General features: G+C 58.8%; 18 protein-coding genes. 5 read left to right on the forward strand and 13 right to left on the reverse strand.

The features are described 5' to 3' along the window. Nucleotides 1–571 precede the first annotated feature (571 nt). From CCGE525_RS02565 to tnpA, 4 genes are read right to left on the reverse strand one after another with little or no spacing between them, the layout of a single operon-like run. Complete coding sequence (locus CCGE525_RS02565) at nucleotides 572–1,135, reverse strand: UPF0149 family protein (protein ID WP_120702909.1); 564 nt, start codon at nucleotides 1,133–1,135, stop codon at nucleotides 572–574. Then, complete coding sequence (gene tnpC / locus CCGE525_RS02570) at nucleotides 1,132–2,706, reverse strand: IS66 family transposase (RefSeq protein ID WP_120702910.1); 1,575 nt, start codon at nucleotides 2,704–2,706, stop codon at nucleotides 1,132–1,134. The genes CCGE525_RS02565 and tnpC overlap by 4 nt, the downstream gene beginning before the upstream one ends. Before the next feature lie 48 nt (nucleotides 2,707–2,754). Then, nucleotides 2,755–3,111, reverse strand: a complete 357-nt coding sequence (gene tnpB, locus CCGE525_RS02575; protein ID WP_120702911.1) for an IS66 family insertion sequence element accessory protein TnpB — start codon at nucleotides 3,109–3,111, stop codon at nucleotides 2,755–2,757. Further along, complete coding sequence (tnpA, locus tag CCGE525_RS02580; RefSeq protein ID WP_120702912.1) at nucleotides 3,108–3,578, reverse strand: IS66-like element accessory protein TnpA; 471 nt, start codon at nucleotides 3,576–3,578, stop codon at nucleotides 3,108–3,110. The genes tnpB and tnpA overlap by 4 nt, the downstream gene beginning before the upstream one ends. 117 nt (nucleotides 3,579–3,695) lie before the next feature. Between tnpA and CCGE525_RS02585 the strand changes: the two genes are divergently transcribed. Then, the gene (locus CCGE525_RS02585) at nucleotides 3,696–4,163 is read left to right on the forward strand and encodes a hypothetical protein (protein WP_120702913.1); all 468 of its coding nucleotides are present in this window, start codon (nucleotides 3,696–3,698) and stop codon (nucleotides 4,161–4,163) included. A gap of 158 nt (nucleotides 4,164–4,321) precedes the next feature. Here the strand turns inward: CCGE525_RS02585 and CCGE525_RS02590 are convergent, their stop codons facing one another. Together CCGE525_RS02590 and CCGE525_RS02595 are read right to left on the reverse strand one after the other, a co-directional pair. Further along, nucleotides 4,322–4,594, reverse strand: a complete 273-nt coding sequence (locus CCGE525_RS02590; RefSeq protein ID WP_120702914.1) for a hypothetical protein — start codon at nucleotides 4,592–4,594, stop codon at nucleotides 4,322–4,324. 396 nt (nucleotides 4,595–4,990) lie between these two features. Next, the gene (locus tag CCGE525_RS02595; RefSeq protein WP_120702915.1) at nucleotides 4,991–5,371 is read right to left on the reverse strand and encodes a hypothetical protein; all 381 of its coding nucleotides are present in this window, start codon (nucleotides 5,369–5,371) and stop codon (nucleotides 4,991–4,993) included. 525 nt (nucleotides 5,372–5,896) lie between these two features. On the opposite strand from CCGE525_RS02595, the gene CCGE525_RS02600 reads away from it, so the two are divergent. Then, complete coding sequence (locus CCGE525_RS02600) at nucleotides 5,897–7,429, forward strand: YifB family Mg chelatase-like AAA ATPase (RefSeq protein WP_120702916.1); 1,533 nt, start codon at nucleotides 5,897–5,899, stop codon at nucleotides 7,427–7,429. Nucleotides 7,430–7,920: 491 nt separating this feature from the next. Here CCGE525_RS02600 and CCGE525_RS02605 read toward each other — a convergent pair whose 3' ends face one another. From CCGE525_RS02605 to CCGE525_RS02620, 3 genes are all read right to left on the reverse strand, one after another. After that, nucleotides 7,921–9,024, reverse strand: coding sequence for an IS110 family RNA-guided transposase (locus CCGE525_RS02605; protein WP_120702917.1), 1,104 nt, complete (start codon nucleotides 9,022–9,024; stop codon nucleotides 7,921–7,923). 564 nt (nucleotides 9,025–9,588) lie between these two features. Then, nucleotides 9,589–10,557, reverse strand: coding sequence for a cysteine synthase A (gene cysK / locus CCGE525_RS02615; RefSeq protein ID WP_120702919.1), 969 nt, complete (start codon nucleotides 10,555–10,557; stop codon nucleotides 9,589–9,591). A 135-nt stretch (nucleotides 10,558–10,692) separates the two neighbouring features. After that, nucleotides 10,693–11,310, reverse strand: coding sequence for a LysE family translocator (locus CCGE525_RS02620; RefSeq protein WP_120702920.1), 618 nt, complete (start codon nucleotides 11,308–11,310; stop codon nucleotides 10,693–10,695). 130 nt (nucleotides 11,311–11,440) lie between these two features. On the opposite strand from CCGE525_RS02620, the gene CCGE525_RS02625 reads away from it, so the two are divergent. Beyond that, on the forward strand, nucleotides 11,441–11,998 hold the full coding sequence (locus tag CCGE525_RS02625; RefSeq protein ID WP_120702921.1) for a cysteine hydrolase family protein: 558 nt from the start codon (nucleotides 11,441–11,443) through the stop codon (nucleotides 11,996–11,998). 23 nt (nucleotides 11,999–12,021) lie between these two features. Then, the gene (locus CCGE525_RS02630; protein ID WP_120702922.1) at nucleotides 12,022–12,654 is read left to right on the forward strand and encodes a LysE family translocator; all 633 of its coding nucleotides are present in this window, start codon (nucleotides 12,022–12,024) and stop codon (nucleotides 12,652–12,654) included. A 100-nt stretch (nucleotides 12,655–12,754) separates the two neighbouring features. Here CCGE525_RS02630 and CCGE525_RS02635 read toward each other — a convergent pair whose 3' ends face one another. Together CCGE525_RS02635 and CCGE525_RS02640 are read right to left on the reverse strand one after the other, a co-directional pair. Further along, nucleotides 12,755–13,057: an NIPSNAP family protein gene (locus CCGE525_RS02635; protein WP_120702923.1), complete on the reverse strand. Its 303-nt coding sequence runs from the start codon at nucleotides 13,055–13,057 to the stop codon at nucleotides 12,755–12,757. After that, nucleotides 13,054–13,968, reverse strand: coding sequence for a DMT family transporter (locus CCGE525_RS02640; RefSeq protein WP_120702924.1), 915 nt, complete (start codon nucleotides 13,966–13,968; stop codon nucleotides 13,054–13,056). Before CCGE525_RS02640 ends, CCGE525_RS02635 begins: the two co-directional genes overlap by 4 nt. Nucleotides 13,969–14,077: 109 nt before the next feature. Between CCGE525_RS02640 and CCGE525_RS02645 the strand changes: the two genes are divergently transcribed. Then, on the forward strand, nucleotides 14,078–14,542 hold the full coding sequence (locus CCGE525_RS02645) for an Lrp/AsnC family transcriptional regulator (RefSeq protein WP_120702925.1): 465 nt from the start codon (nucleotides 14,078–14,080) through the stop codon (nucleotides 14,540–14,542). Here the strand turns inward: CCGE525_RS02645 and CCGE525_RS02650 are convergent. Both CCGE525_RS02650 and dut read right to left on the reverse strand, forming a co-directional pair. Then, nucleotides 14,539–15,432 carry a GNAT family N-acetyltransferase gene (locus CCGE525_RS02650; RefSeq protein WP_120702926.1) on the reverse strand — a complete coding sequence of 298 codons (894 nt, stop codon included), beginning with the start codon at nucleotides 15,430–15,432 and terminating at the stop codon, nucleotides 14,539–14,541. The two genes, CCGE525_RS02645 and CCGE525_RS02650, sit on opposite strands and share 4 nt — an antisense overlap. Further along, nucleotides 15,432–15,902, reverse strand: coding sequence for a dUTP diphosphatase (dut, locus tag CCGE525_RS02655; RefSeq protein WP_120702927.1), 471 nt, complete (start codon nucleotides 15,900–15,902; stop codon nucleotides 15,432–15,434). The genes CCGE525_RS02650 and dut overlap by 1 nt, the downstream gene beginning before the upstream one ends. Nucleotides 15,903–15,952 lie beyond the last annotated feature (50 nt).

Consider the following 15,952-nt stretch of genomic DNA (forward strand, 5'->3'; position numbering starts at 1 on the left):
AATCGCGCATCGGCGTCGTTGGTTCAGTTTAGGAAGAGTTTAAGCACTCGGTACTGCCGTCGCCATTTGTGCTTCCAATAAAGTCTTCCATACTAGGCCTTTTGCCAGACGCTTGAAATTTTCAGCTGAATGAAGGACGCGAGAAGGTTCTAAACGGCGAAGAGCGTCAGAGCGACTCGATGTCGCGCCCCGGAAGGTTCGTCTTTCCGTAACCCACCGCTCGAGGTGTGCCTTCAGGGAGGCGGGCGACATCATCTCAACACAAGGCAGTGCCATGACAACTACTCATGTTCTTGAAATCCTTCTTATCATAGCAGGGATAGTAGGTATCTTTGGCTGGATGAATGCGCATGCACTGCGTATACAAAAGCAAGCGCTGCGAGCGTCGCTGGACGAAGTACAGTCAGAGTCAACCACCATACGAGCGGAACTGGCGGAGTCCCAGGCTTTGACGGCGGTCCTCGAGGCTAAGCCTAAGGGAATTGGCGTGGACTCAACGATAGCTCTGAAGTGAGCGCAATGAATGGCCCACGGCTTTTGTGATTGACTAAAATAGGTTTCTGGCTCTCGGTCAGAACTTCTGCTTTGCCCGCTTCGGCATAAAATAGGTTCGGATATTGACGAGTGCTTCGGCGACGGCAGCAGCATCCTGGTGGGTCGCTTTCCGTTTTATCTCGCCGAGCTTGCGGAGTGGCGCGATGATATCCCCAGTGACGGCATGACCTCGAAGGACAGGCCGCCACAGCTTCGGCGCATACCCTGTTCCCAGCAAAAAGCAGAGGTCCCAATCAAATGGATCAAGGGTCTGATCATCGATCTGGGTGAACCTTGGCCGGTGGTCTTTCGGTCTCTCGGAAAGGCTTGCAGATATCCGATTATACTCTGCAACGATCGTCTGCACGGCCCGATGTTCGGTTGTTTCCATCGGCAGGTTTAGGGCATCCGGGCCGGTCAGTTCCGGGATCCATTGCCGTGGGTCGATGAACTTCGGGCCGATGATGAGGGCCGTAAGATAACCATCGAGACTGCTCATTGACCAGATAGGCGATGGCGGACGACGTCTCCTGATAAAGGCTTCGAACGCTTCGTCATCGAGCTTCGGTCGCGGCGTCATCTCCTGGCTGTTCTGTGTCATGCCGCTTGTCGCTCCTGCTGTGTCATCGCTTCGCGCTCCGCCTTCCAGGCCCAAGGCAAAAGGCTCTCCATCTCGTTGGCTTTCACTTTGCCGGAGATGATGCGCTCCAGCACATCGGCAAGCCAGACGTCGGGGTCCACGCCGTTAAGCTTTGCCGTGTTCACGAGCGATGCCAGGACCGCGAAGGTCTTGCCACCCCGCTCGTTGCCCACGAATAATGAGTTCTTTCTCGTCAAGGCCACGGATTTCATTGAACGCTCGACGACATTGGAGTCCACCTCGATCCGGCCATCCTCCAGGAAGGCTGTCAGTCCGCTCCAGTGGTTGAGCATGTAAGTGACTGCCTTGCCAAGTGCCGATTTCGACGACACCTCGTCGCTCAGTTCGGTGAGATGGACCTTCAGTTCTCTCATGATGGGAGCTGCCTCACGACGCCTGCCGCTAAGCCGGGTATCTTCATCTTCCCCTCGTAGTTTTGCTTCGATGCGATAGATTTCGGCAATCCTGGCAAGGATCGACAAGGCCTCCGAAGAGCCGGTCAGTTTGACGACATCAACGAACTTTCGCCGTGCATGGGCGAGGCAGAAGGCCAGCCGCATGGGGGCAACGTTGCTCTTGCCGCGTCGTTTGACCATGGTTTTATAGGCTTGGTATCCATCAACCTGAAGCACGCCGGCAAACGACGACAGTTGCCCCTCAACCTCGCGAGCGCTGCGGCTTTCGGCAAAAGTATAGGCCACCGCCGGTGGCGCCGGACCATTCCAGGGGCGGTCGTCAACTGCTTGCGCCCATAACTGGCAAAGCTTGGTTCGTTTGCGCCCCGGATCGAGGCGCGGAAGTGGCGTCTCGTCACAGAACACCCTTGGCTGCGAGCGGATGAAGGCGGTGAGTGCATCATAGAGAAGTTCGAGCCACCAGGCGACCCGCGTCACCCAGGCACCGAGTGTGCCGCGATCGATGATGACGCCGCAGGAGGCCAGCATCTGGGCCTGGCGATTGAGCGGGAGATGCCAGGCAAACTTCGAAACAGCGACATGCGCGGCAAACGCCGTGGTCACCATGCCACCGTCCATCACGCGCGCTGGTGCCGGCGCCTGCACAACAACGTTTTCGCAAGCCCGGCATGCATAGCGCGGCCGGATCGTCCGTTTCACCCTGACAACCGCAGGCACGATGTCGAGCGCCTCGCTGACATCAGCGCCGATGCAATGAAGTTCGAACGAACAGCAGGGACAAGTCTTGCTCTCCGGCTCGATGACCTCGTCATAACGCGGAAGGTGTTTGGGCAAGCGGCCGATATTGCGGGCTGGCGATCTCCGTGCCTGCGTTTTGTCGTCATCGACTGGCGCGACATCGTCATTGGCAGCAACGGGAATGTCGCTTAGATCGCCAAGATCGAGCATTGCCTGCGTCGGATCGAGCACCGTCATCTTCTCCGATTTCGTCCCGAAGAGTTGGCGCTCAAGGAAGGCCACGCGCGCCTTGAGGTCGGCATTCTCTTCGTTGAGCGAGAGAATGATCCGGGTCAATTGCGCAGCATCCTGGGGCAAGGGATCGGGTCGAAGCGGCATGACAGACCCTACCATATGAGCCTGAATCTTCAAGCAAAACCAATAGGATCAGCCTGCTTTTGAGGGCCTTCTCACCGCGTTTCGTTTGACCCGCGTCCAGTCAATGCCGGCCAGCAAAAGCGAGAACTCCTGGGCACTCATCTGCATCGCGCCATCGCAGATCGGCGGCCAAACGAACTTTCCGCTTTCCAACCACTTTGTTGCCAGGATCATGCCTGATCCGTCCCAGTAAATGCAGCGAAGGCGATCGAGGCGCTTGGCGCGGAATACAAACACGTCGCCACAATAGGGATCGGCCGCAAGCGCTGACGCCACCAAGGCCACAAGCCCATTCATCCCGCGCCGGAAGTCGACAGGTTGCGTCGCAACCATGATCTTCGCGCCATTTGGCGAAACTCCGATCACCGGCGCCCTCGCAACGCCGCTACCATCGCCTGCGCCAGTTCAGGCGCCACCGAGCCGATGACCGTCATGCGTGCGCCCGCAATCTCGATCTCAATTCGGCCAGCGAGAACCTCCGGGGCATTCGATGGCGAGCCTTCGTGTCGTGCGCCATCCCCAACCACTGTCACCGGCACGAACACGGCAGGTGGCAAACTGGTCTTTGCCGACCGTTGAGAGGTTAGTCCGGCTTCCCGTCGCCACACATTCAGCAAGCCGCGATTGACGCCCCAGCGCCTCGCAACAGCCGAAATGTTCACTTCAGGTTCTGCGCTCTCCGCGAGAATCCGCGCCTTCTCCTCGTCAGTCCAATTCCGCCGCTGCCGCCGACCGGTGATCATCTCGATCCGCCGATACTTTCCCTCATGCCTGGCTTCATGCATGCCTTCATCCATGACTTCAAGCATGGCATCAGCGCGATCTCCAACCATCCCGGTCCACTCCTATCAATGATAGAGCTTATCTCGCGGCCTCATTCACAAAAGAAAAGGTGGGCTGTTCGTCGCGCTCACGCTCTGAAAATCTACCTTCCAGAACTGCGGCGAGCGATGGAGGATCAAATCAACGCACTAAATACAGCCAAAGATATCTCCAAGGAATTTGATAATATCGCATTAGCAGAAATTTCTAAATCAAGATATATCCCTAGACTCGAGCGCTTTGGGCGGTACCATAGTACCCTTATCAATTTAGATGCAAAAATATCAGAGATAATATCAATATTAAACGACGATCGATTATACCTAGAAAAGTTGATTGACCTATTAGATACAGGACGCCTTAACGCTAGTATGGGATACTTAGAGATTGAGGCCATGGAATCTGTGGAGAAGTCATTTAGCCGTGAAGATCAGGACCGGATCTATGAGAATGTCCTTTTGCGGTCTCAAAAGGCTGAAGTCGAATTTGGTCGAAAGTTCAAAGATGCAATGGAGACGGCTGCTGAACGTCTTCGCGCAGCAGAACCTAGGAATCCGAGAGTTTTGAAAGCAGCTCAGAAGCCTGAGAAAGGCTAGAGAGCCGCGGGCTCTGATGTGCGAGACTGCCACGAGTCGTCACTGCGGCTGCCTTTGAAGGTCGCGGCACCCCCCTAGATCGAAACCCTCGCTCGCCCAAGGAAGCATCCTGGGCGGTTTCGCGTTTGCAGGTTGTGTCCAGCTTTCACTTTCGCCAATCACACGGAAACACATTTCTTCGGCAAATCCACACTAACGAAATCCTTGGTAATCCGGCCAGATACGCAAGCGTAATTAGGCGGCTCAAGTGTTCCGATACAACGCAAAGCAAACCCACTTCCAAGATCGATATCCTGTTCTACATCTTTCTTTGTCTTGAAATGCTGGCTCTTGCTCAAACTCAATCCCAATTCGTTCACGTCCACCTGGATGTCGCCTTCGATCCAATCTCCATCAACTGTAACGTTTTGAAGCGTTATTTCAGTTCCCATAGCGAGCTCCTCTCCACGATGTGGTTTGATCAGTCTGCGAATTGGCCTCGATTTCGAACCAAGACAATCATTTCAGTCCTCATCTTTGAGGCCCTTCTCTCTCCGGAACACTTCATTGAGCACGGATAGATAATCTACCAGTAATTCGCCGTTGGAATGCGCCCTCTCCACTTCCGACCCCTCTTGCCGCGGGGAATCTGCCAGAGTTCCGTCCGAAGGCCTCGGATAAGGAGAAGCGAGGCGCCATCGGCTGGAGAACAACAGAAGACCAAAATCCTACGCTCAACCAGCGCAAGCGATTGCACCAAGGCGCGGAGAACACAGAAGCTCACAGCGACGCATCAGAATCTTCCCCCCGCGCCTGTCGTTCGACGCGGCAGTCGCGGGGGCAATTGATCAATCTAAAAATTGTACTGCCACCTGTAGCTGAGCCTTCACCACATCCCTAAACCGCTGGTAGGCGCCATAGCTCGCAGGATCCGTCCCATGCGCGCCAATAGGACAACTTCCTGCCAAACTGCTGATTAATGTGTCCCATTGACTCAGACCAGAATCGATCTGTTGTTTGGCATCCGGTATCCGACCTTGTGCCAAGGCCACTCTTGCGTTGTCGAACGCTTTTATCGCCGCGTTACCGGGCTGCTGCCTCGATTGCCAGTCCAATGGGGGGCCTCCGTTCTTACCGAATCCGCAACCCTGGCTCATTGACCCCATTTGATCTTGGAAATGAGGGATTGCGTCATCCAGGATCGCATTTACTTTGTCGACGGCATTCATTGGTAGTCTCCTCTCCTTTGGCTACACTAATGATATGTATAGGCGTCGCGGCCATTCGCGTCGCCGAATGCAACGTTGACGGAAAAAGAACTCCACGAAGGATCAAGATCGACGAGTGTGACGAGTTAGTGCTTTGGGAGCGTGCGATATACAAGCCATCGAGGCCCCCATGCCTTGACTTCCTCATAGACAACCCCAAGCGATGACTCAAAATTGAGGGTCTTTCTGAGGATAATCGCCGACTATAGCGGAAGTACGGTCCACAGTCTAGAGTTGATTTAGCGATCACGAGGCGCGTGTTCACCCAACTCTGAAGCAACCAAACATGAATAGAGTTGATGGCGGGCTGCCATGAGATGACCATCCGCTTGCAGCCGCGCGCATCAGGGAACATCTCGAGATCGACGGAGCTTTCCAGCTTGGCTTTTTTATTCGTATCTCCTTACCCCTAATTTCTGCCAACATGCAACCCATAGTCTGTTGTGGAAAATTGATAGCGGTAAACGGGTTAAAAGAGGGCTGGGGATGGTGGCGCGCGTCAGCACGGTGGCGTTTCAGGGCATTGAGGGCGTTCCCGTCGAGGTTCAGGTGATGATCTCCCCCGGCAAGGTACTGATGCATATTGTCGGCCTGCCGGACAAGGCGGTGGCCGAAAGCCGCGAACGGGTGCAGGCAGCCCTTCATGCCTCCGGCCTGTCGCTGCCGCCGAAGAAGGTAACGGTCAATCTCGCACCTGCGGACCTGCCCAAGGAGGGCAGCCATTTCGATCTTGCGATCGCGCTCGGGCTGATGGCGGCGCTGGGCGCGATTCCGGCCGATGCGCTTGCGGCCTATAGCGTCATCGGCGAGCTCAACCTCGATGGCACGATTGCGCCGGTCGCCGGTGCGCTGCCGGCCGCGATCGCCGCCAATGCGATCGGCAAGGGCCTGATATGCCCGGCCGAAAGCGGTCCCGAGGCCGCCTGGGCCGGCGCAGAGATCGATATTCTCGCCCCGCGCAGCCTGATCGCACTCGCCAATCATTTCCGCGGCACCCAGGTGCTGTCGCGGCCCGAACCGGCGATCCGCGCCAATGCCGCCAATTTCCCCGACCTCGCTGACATCAAGGGGCAGGAGAGCGCCAAACGGGCACTGGAAGTGGCGGCGGCTGGGGGGCATAATTTGCTTTTCGTCGGTCCGCCAGGGTCCGGCAAGTCGATGCTGGCTTCGCGCCTGCCGTCCATTCTACCGCCGTTGTCGACGGCGGAGCTGCTGGAAGTGTCGATGATCCATTCCGTTGCCGGTCAGCTTTCGGGCGGAAAGCTCTCAGATCGCCGGCCCTATCGCACGCCGCATCATTCCGCCACCATGGCGGCGCTGGTCGGCGGCGGCTTGCGCGCCAGACCGGGTGAGGTTTCGCTGGCGCATCATGGCGTTCTGTTTCTGGACGAGCTTCCGGAGTTTTCGCCGCAGGCACTGGACGCGCTACGCCAGCCCTTGGAGTCGGGCGAATGCGTCATCGCCAGGGCCAATCATCGCGTTTCCTATCCGGCCAGCATCCAGCTCGTCGCTGCGATGAATCCCTGCCGTTGCGGCATGGCCGGCGAGCCGCGCCACACCTGCGCCCGCGGCCCGCGTTGCATGACGGATTATCAGGGCCGCATTTCCGGACCGCTGCTGGACCGTATCGATATCCGCCTCGACGTGCCTGCCGTCTCCGCGGCCGATCTGATCCGTCCGACGACGGCCGAGAAGAGCGCCGATGTCGCCCTTCGTGTCGCCCGCGCTCGAGAGCGGCAGCGCGAACGCTTCGAGGCTGCCGGGATGAAGGGGATTTCCACTAACGCCCGCTGCTCGACATCGATGATCGAAACGATCGCCGAGCCGGACGCGGCCGGCCTGCAATTGCTGCGCGATGCAGCGGAGAAGATGAAGTTTTCCGCCCGCGGCTATCATCGCGTCCTGAAAGTGGCGCGCACGCTCGCCGATCTCGACGACAAGCAAACGGTCGGGCGCATCCATCTGGCGGAGGCCATTTCCTACCGCATTGCCGGCGAACGGCTGACTGCGGCGGCGTGAACCCAAGCTGGGGCTGATGGTGTCGAGTAGCGAGACGCAGTTTGCGTGCGGGCGACCGAATGCGCTAGGAAAGCTTCAATTGTCGTTCGAACCGAATAGCGCCGCCGCATGAATACAGACCTGTCCTTTGATCCTGGCACCGGCGCGATTTGCATCGGCGATACCACTCTCATGTTCGCCCTTACAAGATGCAGGAATAGAAAAATCGTCGCCCTGTCGTCAGGGCGTTTCGTTTGGTGTGGATGCATCCTGGGGAAAGCAGGAAGCACGGTCATATAACGACGGTTGATCATGCTCTGATGCGCGGGTTGGTTACCGCCGGACCTGATGCGTCGCGGAGCTTCCTCTGTCTAGTTCGCAGCGTCGGAATGTAACCGGCTGATAGTGGAATCGAGGGTTCTCCTGCCGTGACCGTGCCCCCAGCCTTGCCCAGGCGCATATGGCTTTTTGACTCTTCTGTCCTCCTTGTTGAGTTCAGGATTGAGCTATACTCAACGCGGTGAGACCTGGCATGCAATCGCCCAGACGAATCCGGATAATTCGCGAGCGATCGCCGTGGTTACGGTCGTTGCCGGCTTTCCGGCCTTCGTGAGCTTGCGATAGCGGCCGCACAGCCGCTCCTGCGCCTTCCATGCCGTGTCGCGGATCGCTTTTGGGAGCTGCTCCTGGCGGATCAACTGATCACGGCTGATCTTTGCGGGAAACCGATAACTCCAAGCGGCTTCAATCAGCATTCGACGCGCCGTTGTATTGCCTGCTTTTGTAATGCCGCCCTGCCGCCGAGTTCCACCGCTTGAATGCTCCGATGGTACCAGCCCGAGATAGGCCATTAATTGGCGCGGGTTTGTGAAGCGGCTGAGATCGCCCAATTCGGCAATCATCGTAGCGGCCGTCACCAGAGCCATGCCGCGCAGTGATTGCAGCGCGACGACCACCGGAGCCAATGACCAGTCACTCAACATGGTCTCGATCTGCTTCGTCAGCCGATCCCGCCGCTCAGTTGCCGCCTCGATTGTGGCGATGTGATCCTGGAGAACGATTTGGTGGATTGGCTGTTCAAAGCAAAGACCGGCCAACCAACGGCGGTGCATCTGCGTCCAGGCCGGCCGGCTGTAGTGAAAGCCATGACGAAGCAGAAATCCGCTGAGCTGCTGGCGCGCTTGCCGCAAGCTGCGCACAGCGGCAAGCCGTGCCCGAACCAGATCACGCATCGCCTCATGGGCTGTATCTGGTATCCAAACAGCGCTCAGTTCTCCAGCGCGATGAAGTCTTGCCAGATTGTTGGCATCCCGACGGTCTGTCTTGATGCGATCGCCTGGTTTGTGCGGGATCAAAGAAGGGGCGACGACCACGCAATCATGACCTGCGGCAGACAGTTGCCGCTGAATGCCGTAGCCGCAAGGTCCCGCTTCGTAGCAAAACTTCAATGTCCGACCCGGCTGCGAAAGCTTGGCCAGCATGCGGGTCAAGGCCGTTGGCGTATTGACGATCTGGCCAAACGCGCGCGCGTCACCGCGCCCACCGCCGTCAGCGAGCGCCACCGCGATCGTCTCTTTGTGAACATCCAATCCGACATATGTGATAGTCTCGTCCATGGCCCGTCTCCTATGCATGAGGCTCTACGAGGGCATCGCTCTCGCAACCCTCGATACCTGCATATTGTGAGACGGGTCACCCGGTCCCAGGCGAACATTTAGTCTAGCCTGAAAGCATTTCAGGAGAAATCGACCGTCCAGGCGCTGGTGTCGCCATGGGTTGGTGGGTCGCGCGATCTAAAGAATGGCTACGAGTGGCTACAGCTTCGCGGCCTTGCCTTCGGAAAGCATCCGGCTGGCCTTTCTCTCTGTTTTCATCATGGGAAGCTGATTAGTTCAGATTGGGGCGTTTCGTTGCCGGGTGCACCAATGGAGGGTGGCTGGCCAACGCAGCAAGCCATCGATCAGGAGATTGCATTCGTACGGCGGATTTTGACGGCGTTGTTTCAGACGGAGCTAACAACAGGTGCACTCGAGTTCAGTTGGGGTACTGTATGGAGCAAGTTCGATCCCAAGGGGTTCTTGGCAAGCCATGGCATAAGATACCGCCAGCTGTGAGGCTCGGTTGGCAAAAGAAAAGGGGCGCCCGTGCCCCTTTTCCGTAGTCGTTGCCTGATCTTAAGCTCAGCCGCCCAGCCCTTCGAACAGCGCCGTCGAGAGATAGCGCTCGGCGAAGGAGGGGATGATCACAACGATATTCTTGCCTTCATTCTCTGGACGCTGACCGACCTTGATCGCAGCCGCCAGGGCCGCACCGGAAGAGATGCCAACCGGCACACCTTCGAGCCTGGCGACGAGACGCGCGTGCTGGAAAGCCTCGTCATTGGTGACGGTGACGACTTCGTCATAGATATGCGTGTCGAGAATCTTCGGGGCGAAGCCGGCGCCGATGCCCTGGATCTTGTGCGGGCCAGGATTGCCGCCCGAGAGAATTGCCGAATCCGCCGGCTCGACGGCAATGACCTTGATATTCGAGTTGCGGGCCTTTAGTACCTGGCCAACGCCGGTGATCGTGCCGCCGGTGCCGATGCCGGATACGAGGATATCGACCTGGCCGTCCGTATCGTTCCAGATTTCCTCTGCCGTCGTCTTTCTATGGATTTCCGGGTTGGCCGGGTTTTCGAACTGCTGCGGGATGATGGCGTCGGGCAGTGTCGAGGCCAGCTCCTCGGCCTTGGCGATTGCGCCCTTCATGCCCTTCGGACCCTCGGTCAGCACCAGTTCCGCGCCAAGCAGGAGCAGCATCTTGCGGCGCTCGATCGACATGGTTTCCGGCATGGTCAGGATCAGCCTGTAACCCTTGGCGGCGGCGGCGAAGGCGAGTGCGATGCCGGTATTGCCGGAGGTCGGCTCGATCAGCACGCTCTTGCCGGGAGTGATCTTGCCCTGGGCTTCCAGGCTCTCGATCATGGCGACGCCGATGCGGTCCTTGACGGAGGCGATCGGGTTGAAGAACTCGAGCTTCGCCAAAAGGTTGGCCTTGACGCCCTTCTCCTTGGCCAGCTTGTCGAGACGTACGATCGGAGTATCACCGATGGTGTCGGTGATCGAGGCATAGACGCGGCCGCGACCTGGTTTGCGGGTGTCGGACATGGGTAGCTCTCCCTTTATTGGAATTGTAGAGGCACAATAGGGTCAAACGTCAGCGGAAACCAGGATGCGATCACTCTGCCGATCCTATCCCTTGGGAAAAGAATCTCCCGCGAGACTTTCCCGGGAAAGCTTTTTTCAGGCCGCGCGGGTGGCGATGAAGGCGGCCGTGCCGGCGAGAATGCTGGCGGCGGTCCGGTTCAAAATCTGCAGCGCTTTCGGTCGCTTAAGGAAGGTCCGGGCGCGGGAAGCGAGCAGCATATAGGGAACCAGGACCACCAGAAGCACCAGGAAGGTCACCGCGAGCAGCATGGCATATTCGCGAAGCCCGATGCTGCGGATATCGATCAGCGTCGGAACCAGAGCCACGTAGAACAGCATGGTCTTCGGGTTGCCAAGCGTTACCAGCAGACCGGACAGGAAGGACATGCCGACGCTGGTCGATTTCTTCGCCGCGACATTGGTGGTGAGCAGCCCGGCGGTCCAGAGCTTCCAGGCGATATAGGCAAGATAGAGCGCACCGGCGATCTTGATGACGATGAAGACCTCGGTGAAGGTCTGTGCTACGAAGGCGAGGCCGAGAATGACCGCCGTCAGGTAGATCGTGTCGCCGAGTACAAGGCCGAGGCCCATGAAAAAGGTCTCGCGGAAGCCTGAACCAAGCGCGCGGGCAACGATCGCGGTGATGCCCGGACCCGGAATTGCCGCTGCGATGAAGAGAGCGCCGCTATAGGCGAGCAGGACTGCAAGCGTCATGGTGCGTTCCTCCAGCAACAGATGCTTGCTCTATCGTACCACTCCTGTGTTTTCAAGCGATTGCGCAAACGACAGGAACATACTACCAAAGGGTTAACAGGCCGTCGAAACTGTGTTGCATAAGGCTCCCATGTCGTCCGCATTGCTCCTGATCGACCTTCAGAATGCCATTTTGACCGGCCTCGGTTCGCCGGAGCGCCAGCCGGCGATCGACGCTGCCCTTGAAGGCGTCGTGGCCAGGCTTGCGGCGCTGAAACGCGAAGCCCGCGCCGCCGGCATTCCTTCCTTCATCGTGCAGCATGACGGCCAGGCGACGCATCGCCTGGCAAAGCGCGGCGAAGGCTGGCAGTTGCGCCGCGAAATCGCGCCGGAGGCCGGCGATGTCGTGGTTCACAAGACCAGTTGCGATTCCTTCTTCGAGACCGATCTCGAGGCGCGCCTGCGTGCACGGGAGATCACGCATCTCATTATCGGCGGCTGCATGACGCAATTCTGCGTCGACACCACCGCACGCCGTGCGGTCTCGCTTGGCTTCGATGTGACCCTGCTTTCGGATGGTCATACCACTGCCGATATGGGCAAGCTGACATTCGACGCGATCATCGCTCATCACAACATGGTGCTCGACGGCTTCGACGCCGGCCCGCATGACATCAAGCTTGCCTCGACAATCCAAATTTCCTTCTGACTTCATTCCCCGCCGGAGACTCCATGCCGCATCTCACCAGTATGATCACCTTTGCCTTGATCTGTCTCGGCATGGTGCTGACACCCGGGCCGAACATGATTTATCTGGTGTCGCGTTCGATTTCGCAGGGGCCGGCGGCCGGGCTGATTTCGCTCGGCGGCGTGGTGCTCGGCTTTGTCTTCTACATGCTTTCAGCCGCACTCGGCATCACGGCCTTCCTGTTCGCCGTGCCCTTTGCCTATGACGCGCTGCGTCTTGCCGGTGCGGCCTATCTCGCCTGGCTGGCCTGGAATGCTTTGAGGCCAGGCGGCCGTTCGGCCTTCCAGGTCCGCGATCTCCCAAAGGACGGGCCTCGCAAACTCTTCGTCATGGGCCTGGTCACCAGTCTGCTGAATCCTAAGGTCGCGGTCCTCTACCTCTCGCTGCTGCCGCAGTTCATCGATCCCGCGGCCGGCAGCGTTTTCAGCCAATCCGTCATTTTCGGCTTTACCCACATCGCCGTCAGCCTGACTTTCAACGCGATCTTCGCGCTGACGGCCGGCTCCGTCGCGCTGTTCTTTTCAAGCCGCCCGTCCTTCATGCTGGTGCAGCGCTGGCTGATGGGCACCGTATTGGCCGGGCTCGCAATGCGCATGGCCTTCGAGGCACAGCGGTAGCAATTCCAGGAACAGTGCTCAGCGGCTTTTCGTCCGGAACTGCGAAAGACAAAAGGATAGAGCGGTTCTGAGCTTCCGTGAAAAGCTGAACCGCTTGAGATCAGAACACCGGTCGCATGAAGCTGCGCTCATAGCTGACAATGCAACGGGTCTCCTCGGCATAGGCAAACGCAGCGCGGCATTCAGCGTCCTTGGCCATCGCCTGCCGGTAAGCCTCATAGGCGGCGAGGCTTGGGAAGCTGAAAAGCGCTAGCGCGATGTTGTTGGCGCCCTCATGCGGCAGGAAATAGCCGTGATGCGTGCCGCCGAGCCGATTGACAAGCGGAATCCAGAGCTTTGCGTAATGTTCGAATTCCGCGAGTTTATAGGGATCGATCGTATAGCGGAGATAGCAGGTGATCATTCGGCGGCTTCCTTTGAAAGACGATCGCTTCTAGGACGCGGCAAGGCGATCGTCCAGCCGAGGTTCATGCCTGCCGCCGCAACCAAGATGATCGCCGCACCGATGATCTGCGCAATGCCGAGCACATGGCCGAACGCGAAGCGATCGACCACGATGGCGGCGATCGGATAGATGAAGGACAGCGCCCCGGTCAGATGCGTCGGCAGCTTCTGGATGGCGCCATAGAGCAGCACATACATCAAGCCGGTGTGGACAATGCCCATCGTCGCCAAAATCGACCATCCGCCTGCGTCCTGCGGCAAGGCGGAAAAATCGGCGAAAGGCAGGAGCATCAGAATGCCGGTCGAGACCTGGATCAATGCAATCAAATGCGGCGGCGTTCCCTTCAGCCATTTAGCCGCGAGAGCGGCGAGGGCATAGAAGAAGGCGGCGCCGAGCGAGAGCAGGATGCCGATGGCATAGCTGCCGACACCCGCTGTCTCCGCGGGCTTGCCCTCAACGATGACGGCCATGCCGGCAAAGGCGAGGCCCAACCAGAAAAGTTTGGTGAGCGTGATCTTTTCGCCGAGAAACAGCGCGCCGAGCCCGAGCAGCATGAAGGGCTGGGTGTTGTAGACCGTCGTCGCAATCGAGATGGAGGCATGCGAATAGGCGGCGAAAAGCAGTAGCCAGTTGAGGACGATGGCGACACCGCCAGCGACGGCGATCGCAAAGGTCCGGAGGGTGAGAATGCCGGGGCGCAACAGCCCCATGGCCGCGCAGATGGCAAGAAGCGTAAGCGCCCCAAACACGCAACGCCAGAAGACGACGCTCGTGACAGCCTGGCCCGACATCAGCACGAACCAGCCGATCGTCCCCGAAATCAGCATCGCCGCTGTCATTTCCGCTGAACCGCGTCTTATCTCATTCATTTCAGGGCTCTCCGTTTTCCAGAGCCTGATAATATTGCGGCGAGCGAGCAGATGATATAATCTGGATAAGGGGTTATGACTATGTTGCCTAATTATGTGAGGCGAGAATATGAGTGTACCTAACGCCGCTGCGGAACTCGACCTAATCGACCAGCGCATGCTCGAGGCCTTGGCGCGCAATGCGCGGATTTCGCTGAAGGAATTGGCCGAAGTGGCCGGCCTGTCGTCGCCGAGCGCCGCCGAGCGGCTGCGCCGGCTAGAGGAGCGTGGCGTCATTGCGGCGTTCACCGTGGATATCGCGCCGGAAGCGGTCGGTTATTCCCTGCAGGCGATTGTCCGCGTCCGGCCGCTGCCCGGTCAATTGCACGTAGTGGAGCGCATCATCCAGGAAACACCGGAATTCATCGAGTGCGACAAGGTCACCGGCGACGATTGTTTTATCGGCCGGCTGGTGGTGCGCTCGATGGGTGAACTTGATGGCATCCTGGACAAGATCGCTGAGCGCGCTGAGACGAACACGTCGATGATCAAGGCGACGCCGGTCAAACGGCGACTGCCGCCCCTTTCCCGTTAAAATTCCGCCATCGGCGATAACATGACCGGACCATCGATGTTGTCGGCAGCGTCGCCGCGCATCATCAGCCAGGTGTAGCCTTGATAGAGCGCGGGCGTGCCGTCCCAGTCCAGCCGATCCGGCGGGAAGCAAACCTCCATCCGTTCGGCGCGAAGGTCGAGCGCAGATGAGATCGCCGCCAAAGATGGAATGGCGGGACCGGCCACATCGAGAAGCCGAAGGGTGCCACCGTCGAACTTCCAGGCAACAACGGTCGTATCCGCGACCAAACTCAGGCGGATGTCGGGATCGAAGCAAGCATTCAGATGAAACATTTCCATTTGCCCGGCGACGGCGAAGCGTCCGGAAACGGGAGCACGATCTTGCAGCAGCGTCTTCAACAGGCGCATATCGCCGGGATCCTGCAAGGATAGGCGCCTTGCGGGTGGAAGCGGTCCAGCCGTTTCCGGCGGCGGCCCAACGAAGACGTGTTGCTGGAAAGCCCGGAAGCCATAGCGCTCGTAAAGAGCAGGCTTGTCCGTCAGCAGGATGTCGAGCTCGAAACCCTCGGCCTTCGTCCTTGCAAAGGCACGCTGCATGAGGTCGCGATAAAGCCCTCGCCCACGCCATTCAGGCCGCACGGCGCCGGACTGATAGCCCGCTGCTCTAACCACCCGGCCGTTGATGATCAGCGGCATGGAAAAGGCGCTGAAATTTGCGACGCACCGGCCCGTCTCATCGAAATAGCCAAAAGGCATGCTGGTCGGGTCGGGGCCGCAGAATTGGTCCTGCAGGCTGATGTCGATGGAAAAGGTGTCCTGAAGCAGGTCTACAAGGGCTGACCAGGGCGAAGGATCGTTAAAATAATCCTGGCGCAGGATCAGGCCTTCGCTATCAGTCGTGTTCGACATTACACGCCGGTCGAACCGAAGCCGCCGGCGCCGCGCGCCGTTTCGCTAACCTGAGCAATTTCCACAACACGTGCCTGCGTAACCGGCGCGATCACCATCTGAGCGATGCGCATGCCGCGCGTGATGTCGAACGGCTCGTCGCCGAGATTGATCAGCAGCACCTTCACTTCGCCGCGATAGTCGCTATCAATCGTGCCGGGCGTGTTGAGGCAGGTTATGCCGTGCTTGAAGGCGAGGCCGGACCGGGGGCGGATCTGGGCCTCGAAACCCTCGGGAATCTCGAGGATGAAGCCGGTCGGCACCAGCGCCCGTTTGCCGGGCGCGATCGCGAGCGTCGCCCCTTCCTCGACGGCCGCGCGCAGGTCCATGCCGGCGGCGCCCTTGGTCTCGTAGGCGGGCAGATCGAGGCCTTGGCCGTGGGCGAGGCGAATGAGGTTCAGCGTCGGGCGCGTATCGGTGTGAATGGTCATGCGGCATTAGTTTGTGCTGGAATCGCTGAGGTCAATTGCAATCCGGGCTT

It is taken from the genome of Rhizobium jaguaris (assembly GCF_003627755.1).
In the GTDB taxonomy this organism is placed as follows: Bacteria; Pseudomonadota; Alphaproteobacteria; order Rhizobiales; family Rhizobiaceae; genus Rhizobium; species Rhizobium jaguaris.

Coding starts and splice junctions, on each gene's coding strand:
- CCGE525_RS02605 (WP_120702917.1), bottom strand. CDS start 9,024: ATGGACGAGACTATCACATATGTCGGATTGGATGTTCACAAAGAGACG.
- CCGE525_RS02600 (WP_120702916.1), top strand. CDS start 5,897: ATGGTGGCGCGCGTCAGCACGGTGGCGTTTCAGGGCATTGAGGGCGTT.
- CCGE525_RS02620 (WP_120702920.1), bottom strand. CDS start 11,310: ATGACGCTTGCAGTCCTGCTCGCCTATAGCGGCGCTCTCTTCATCGCA.
- CCGE525_RS02650 (WP_120702926.1), bottom strand. CDS start 15,432: ATGTCGAACACGACTGATAGCGAAGGCCTGATCCTGCGCCAGGATTAT.
- cysK (WP_120702919.1), bottom strand. CDS start 10,557: ATGTCCGACACCCGCAAACCAGGTCGCGGCCGCGTCTATGCCTCGATC.
- tnpA (WP_120702912.1), bottom strand. CDS start 3,578: ATGGTTGGAGATCGCGCTGATGCCATGCTTGAAGTCATGGATGAAGGC.
- CCGE525_RS02585 (WP_120702913.1), top strand. CDS start 3,696: ATGGAGGATCAAATCAACGCACTAAATACAGCCAAAGATATCTCCAAG.
- CCGE525_RS02645 (WP_120702925.1), top strand. CDS start 14,078: ATGAGTGTACCTAACGCCGCTGCGGAACTCGACCTAATCGACCAGCGC.
- CCGE525_RS02595 (WP_120702915.1), bottom strand. CDS start 5,371: ATGAATGCCGTCGACAAAGTAAATGCGATCCTGGATGACGCAATCCCT.
- CCGE525_RS02625 (WP_120702921.1), top strand. CDS start 11,441: ATGTCGTCCGCATTGCTCCTGATCGACCTTCAGAATGCCATTTTGACC.
- CCGE525_RS02590 (WP_120702914.1), bottom strand. CDS start 4,594: ATGGGAACTGAAATAACGCTTCAAAACGTTACAGTTGATGGAGATTGG.
- dut (WP_120702927.1), bottom strand. CDS start 15,902: ATGACCATTCACACCGATACGCGCCCGACGCTGAACCTCATTCGCCTC.
- CCGE525_RS02635 (WP_120702923.1), bottom strand. CDS start 13,057: ATGATCACCTGCTATCTCCGCTATACGATCGATCCCTATAAACTCGCG.
- CCGE525_RS02565 (WP_120702909.1), bottom strand. CDS start 1,135: ATGACACAGAACAGCCAGGAGATGACGCCGCGACCGAAGCTCGATGAC.
- tnpC (WP_120702910.1), bottom strand. CDS start 2,706: ATGCCGCTTCGACCCGATCCCTTGCCCCAGGATGCTGCGCAATTGACC.
- CCGE525_RS02640 (WP_120702924.1), bottom strand. CDS start 13,968: ATGAATGAGATAAGACGCGGTTCAGCGGAAATGACAGCGGCGATGCTG.
- CCGE525_RS02630 (WP_120702922.1), top strand. CDS start 12,022: ATGCCGCATCTCACCAGTATGATCACCTTTGCCTTGATCTGTCTCGGC.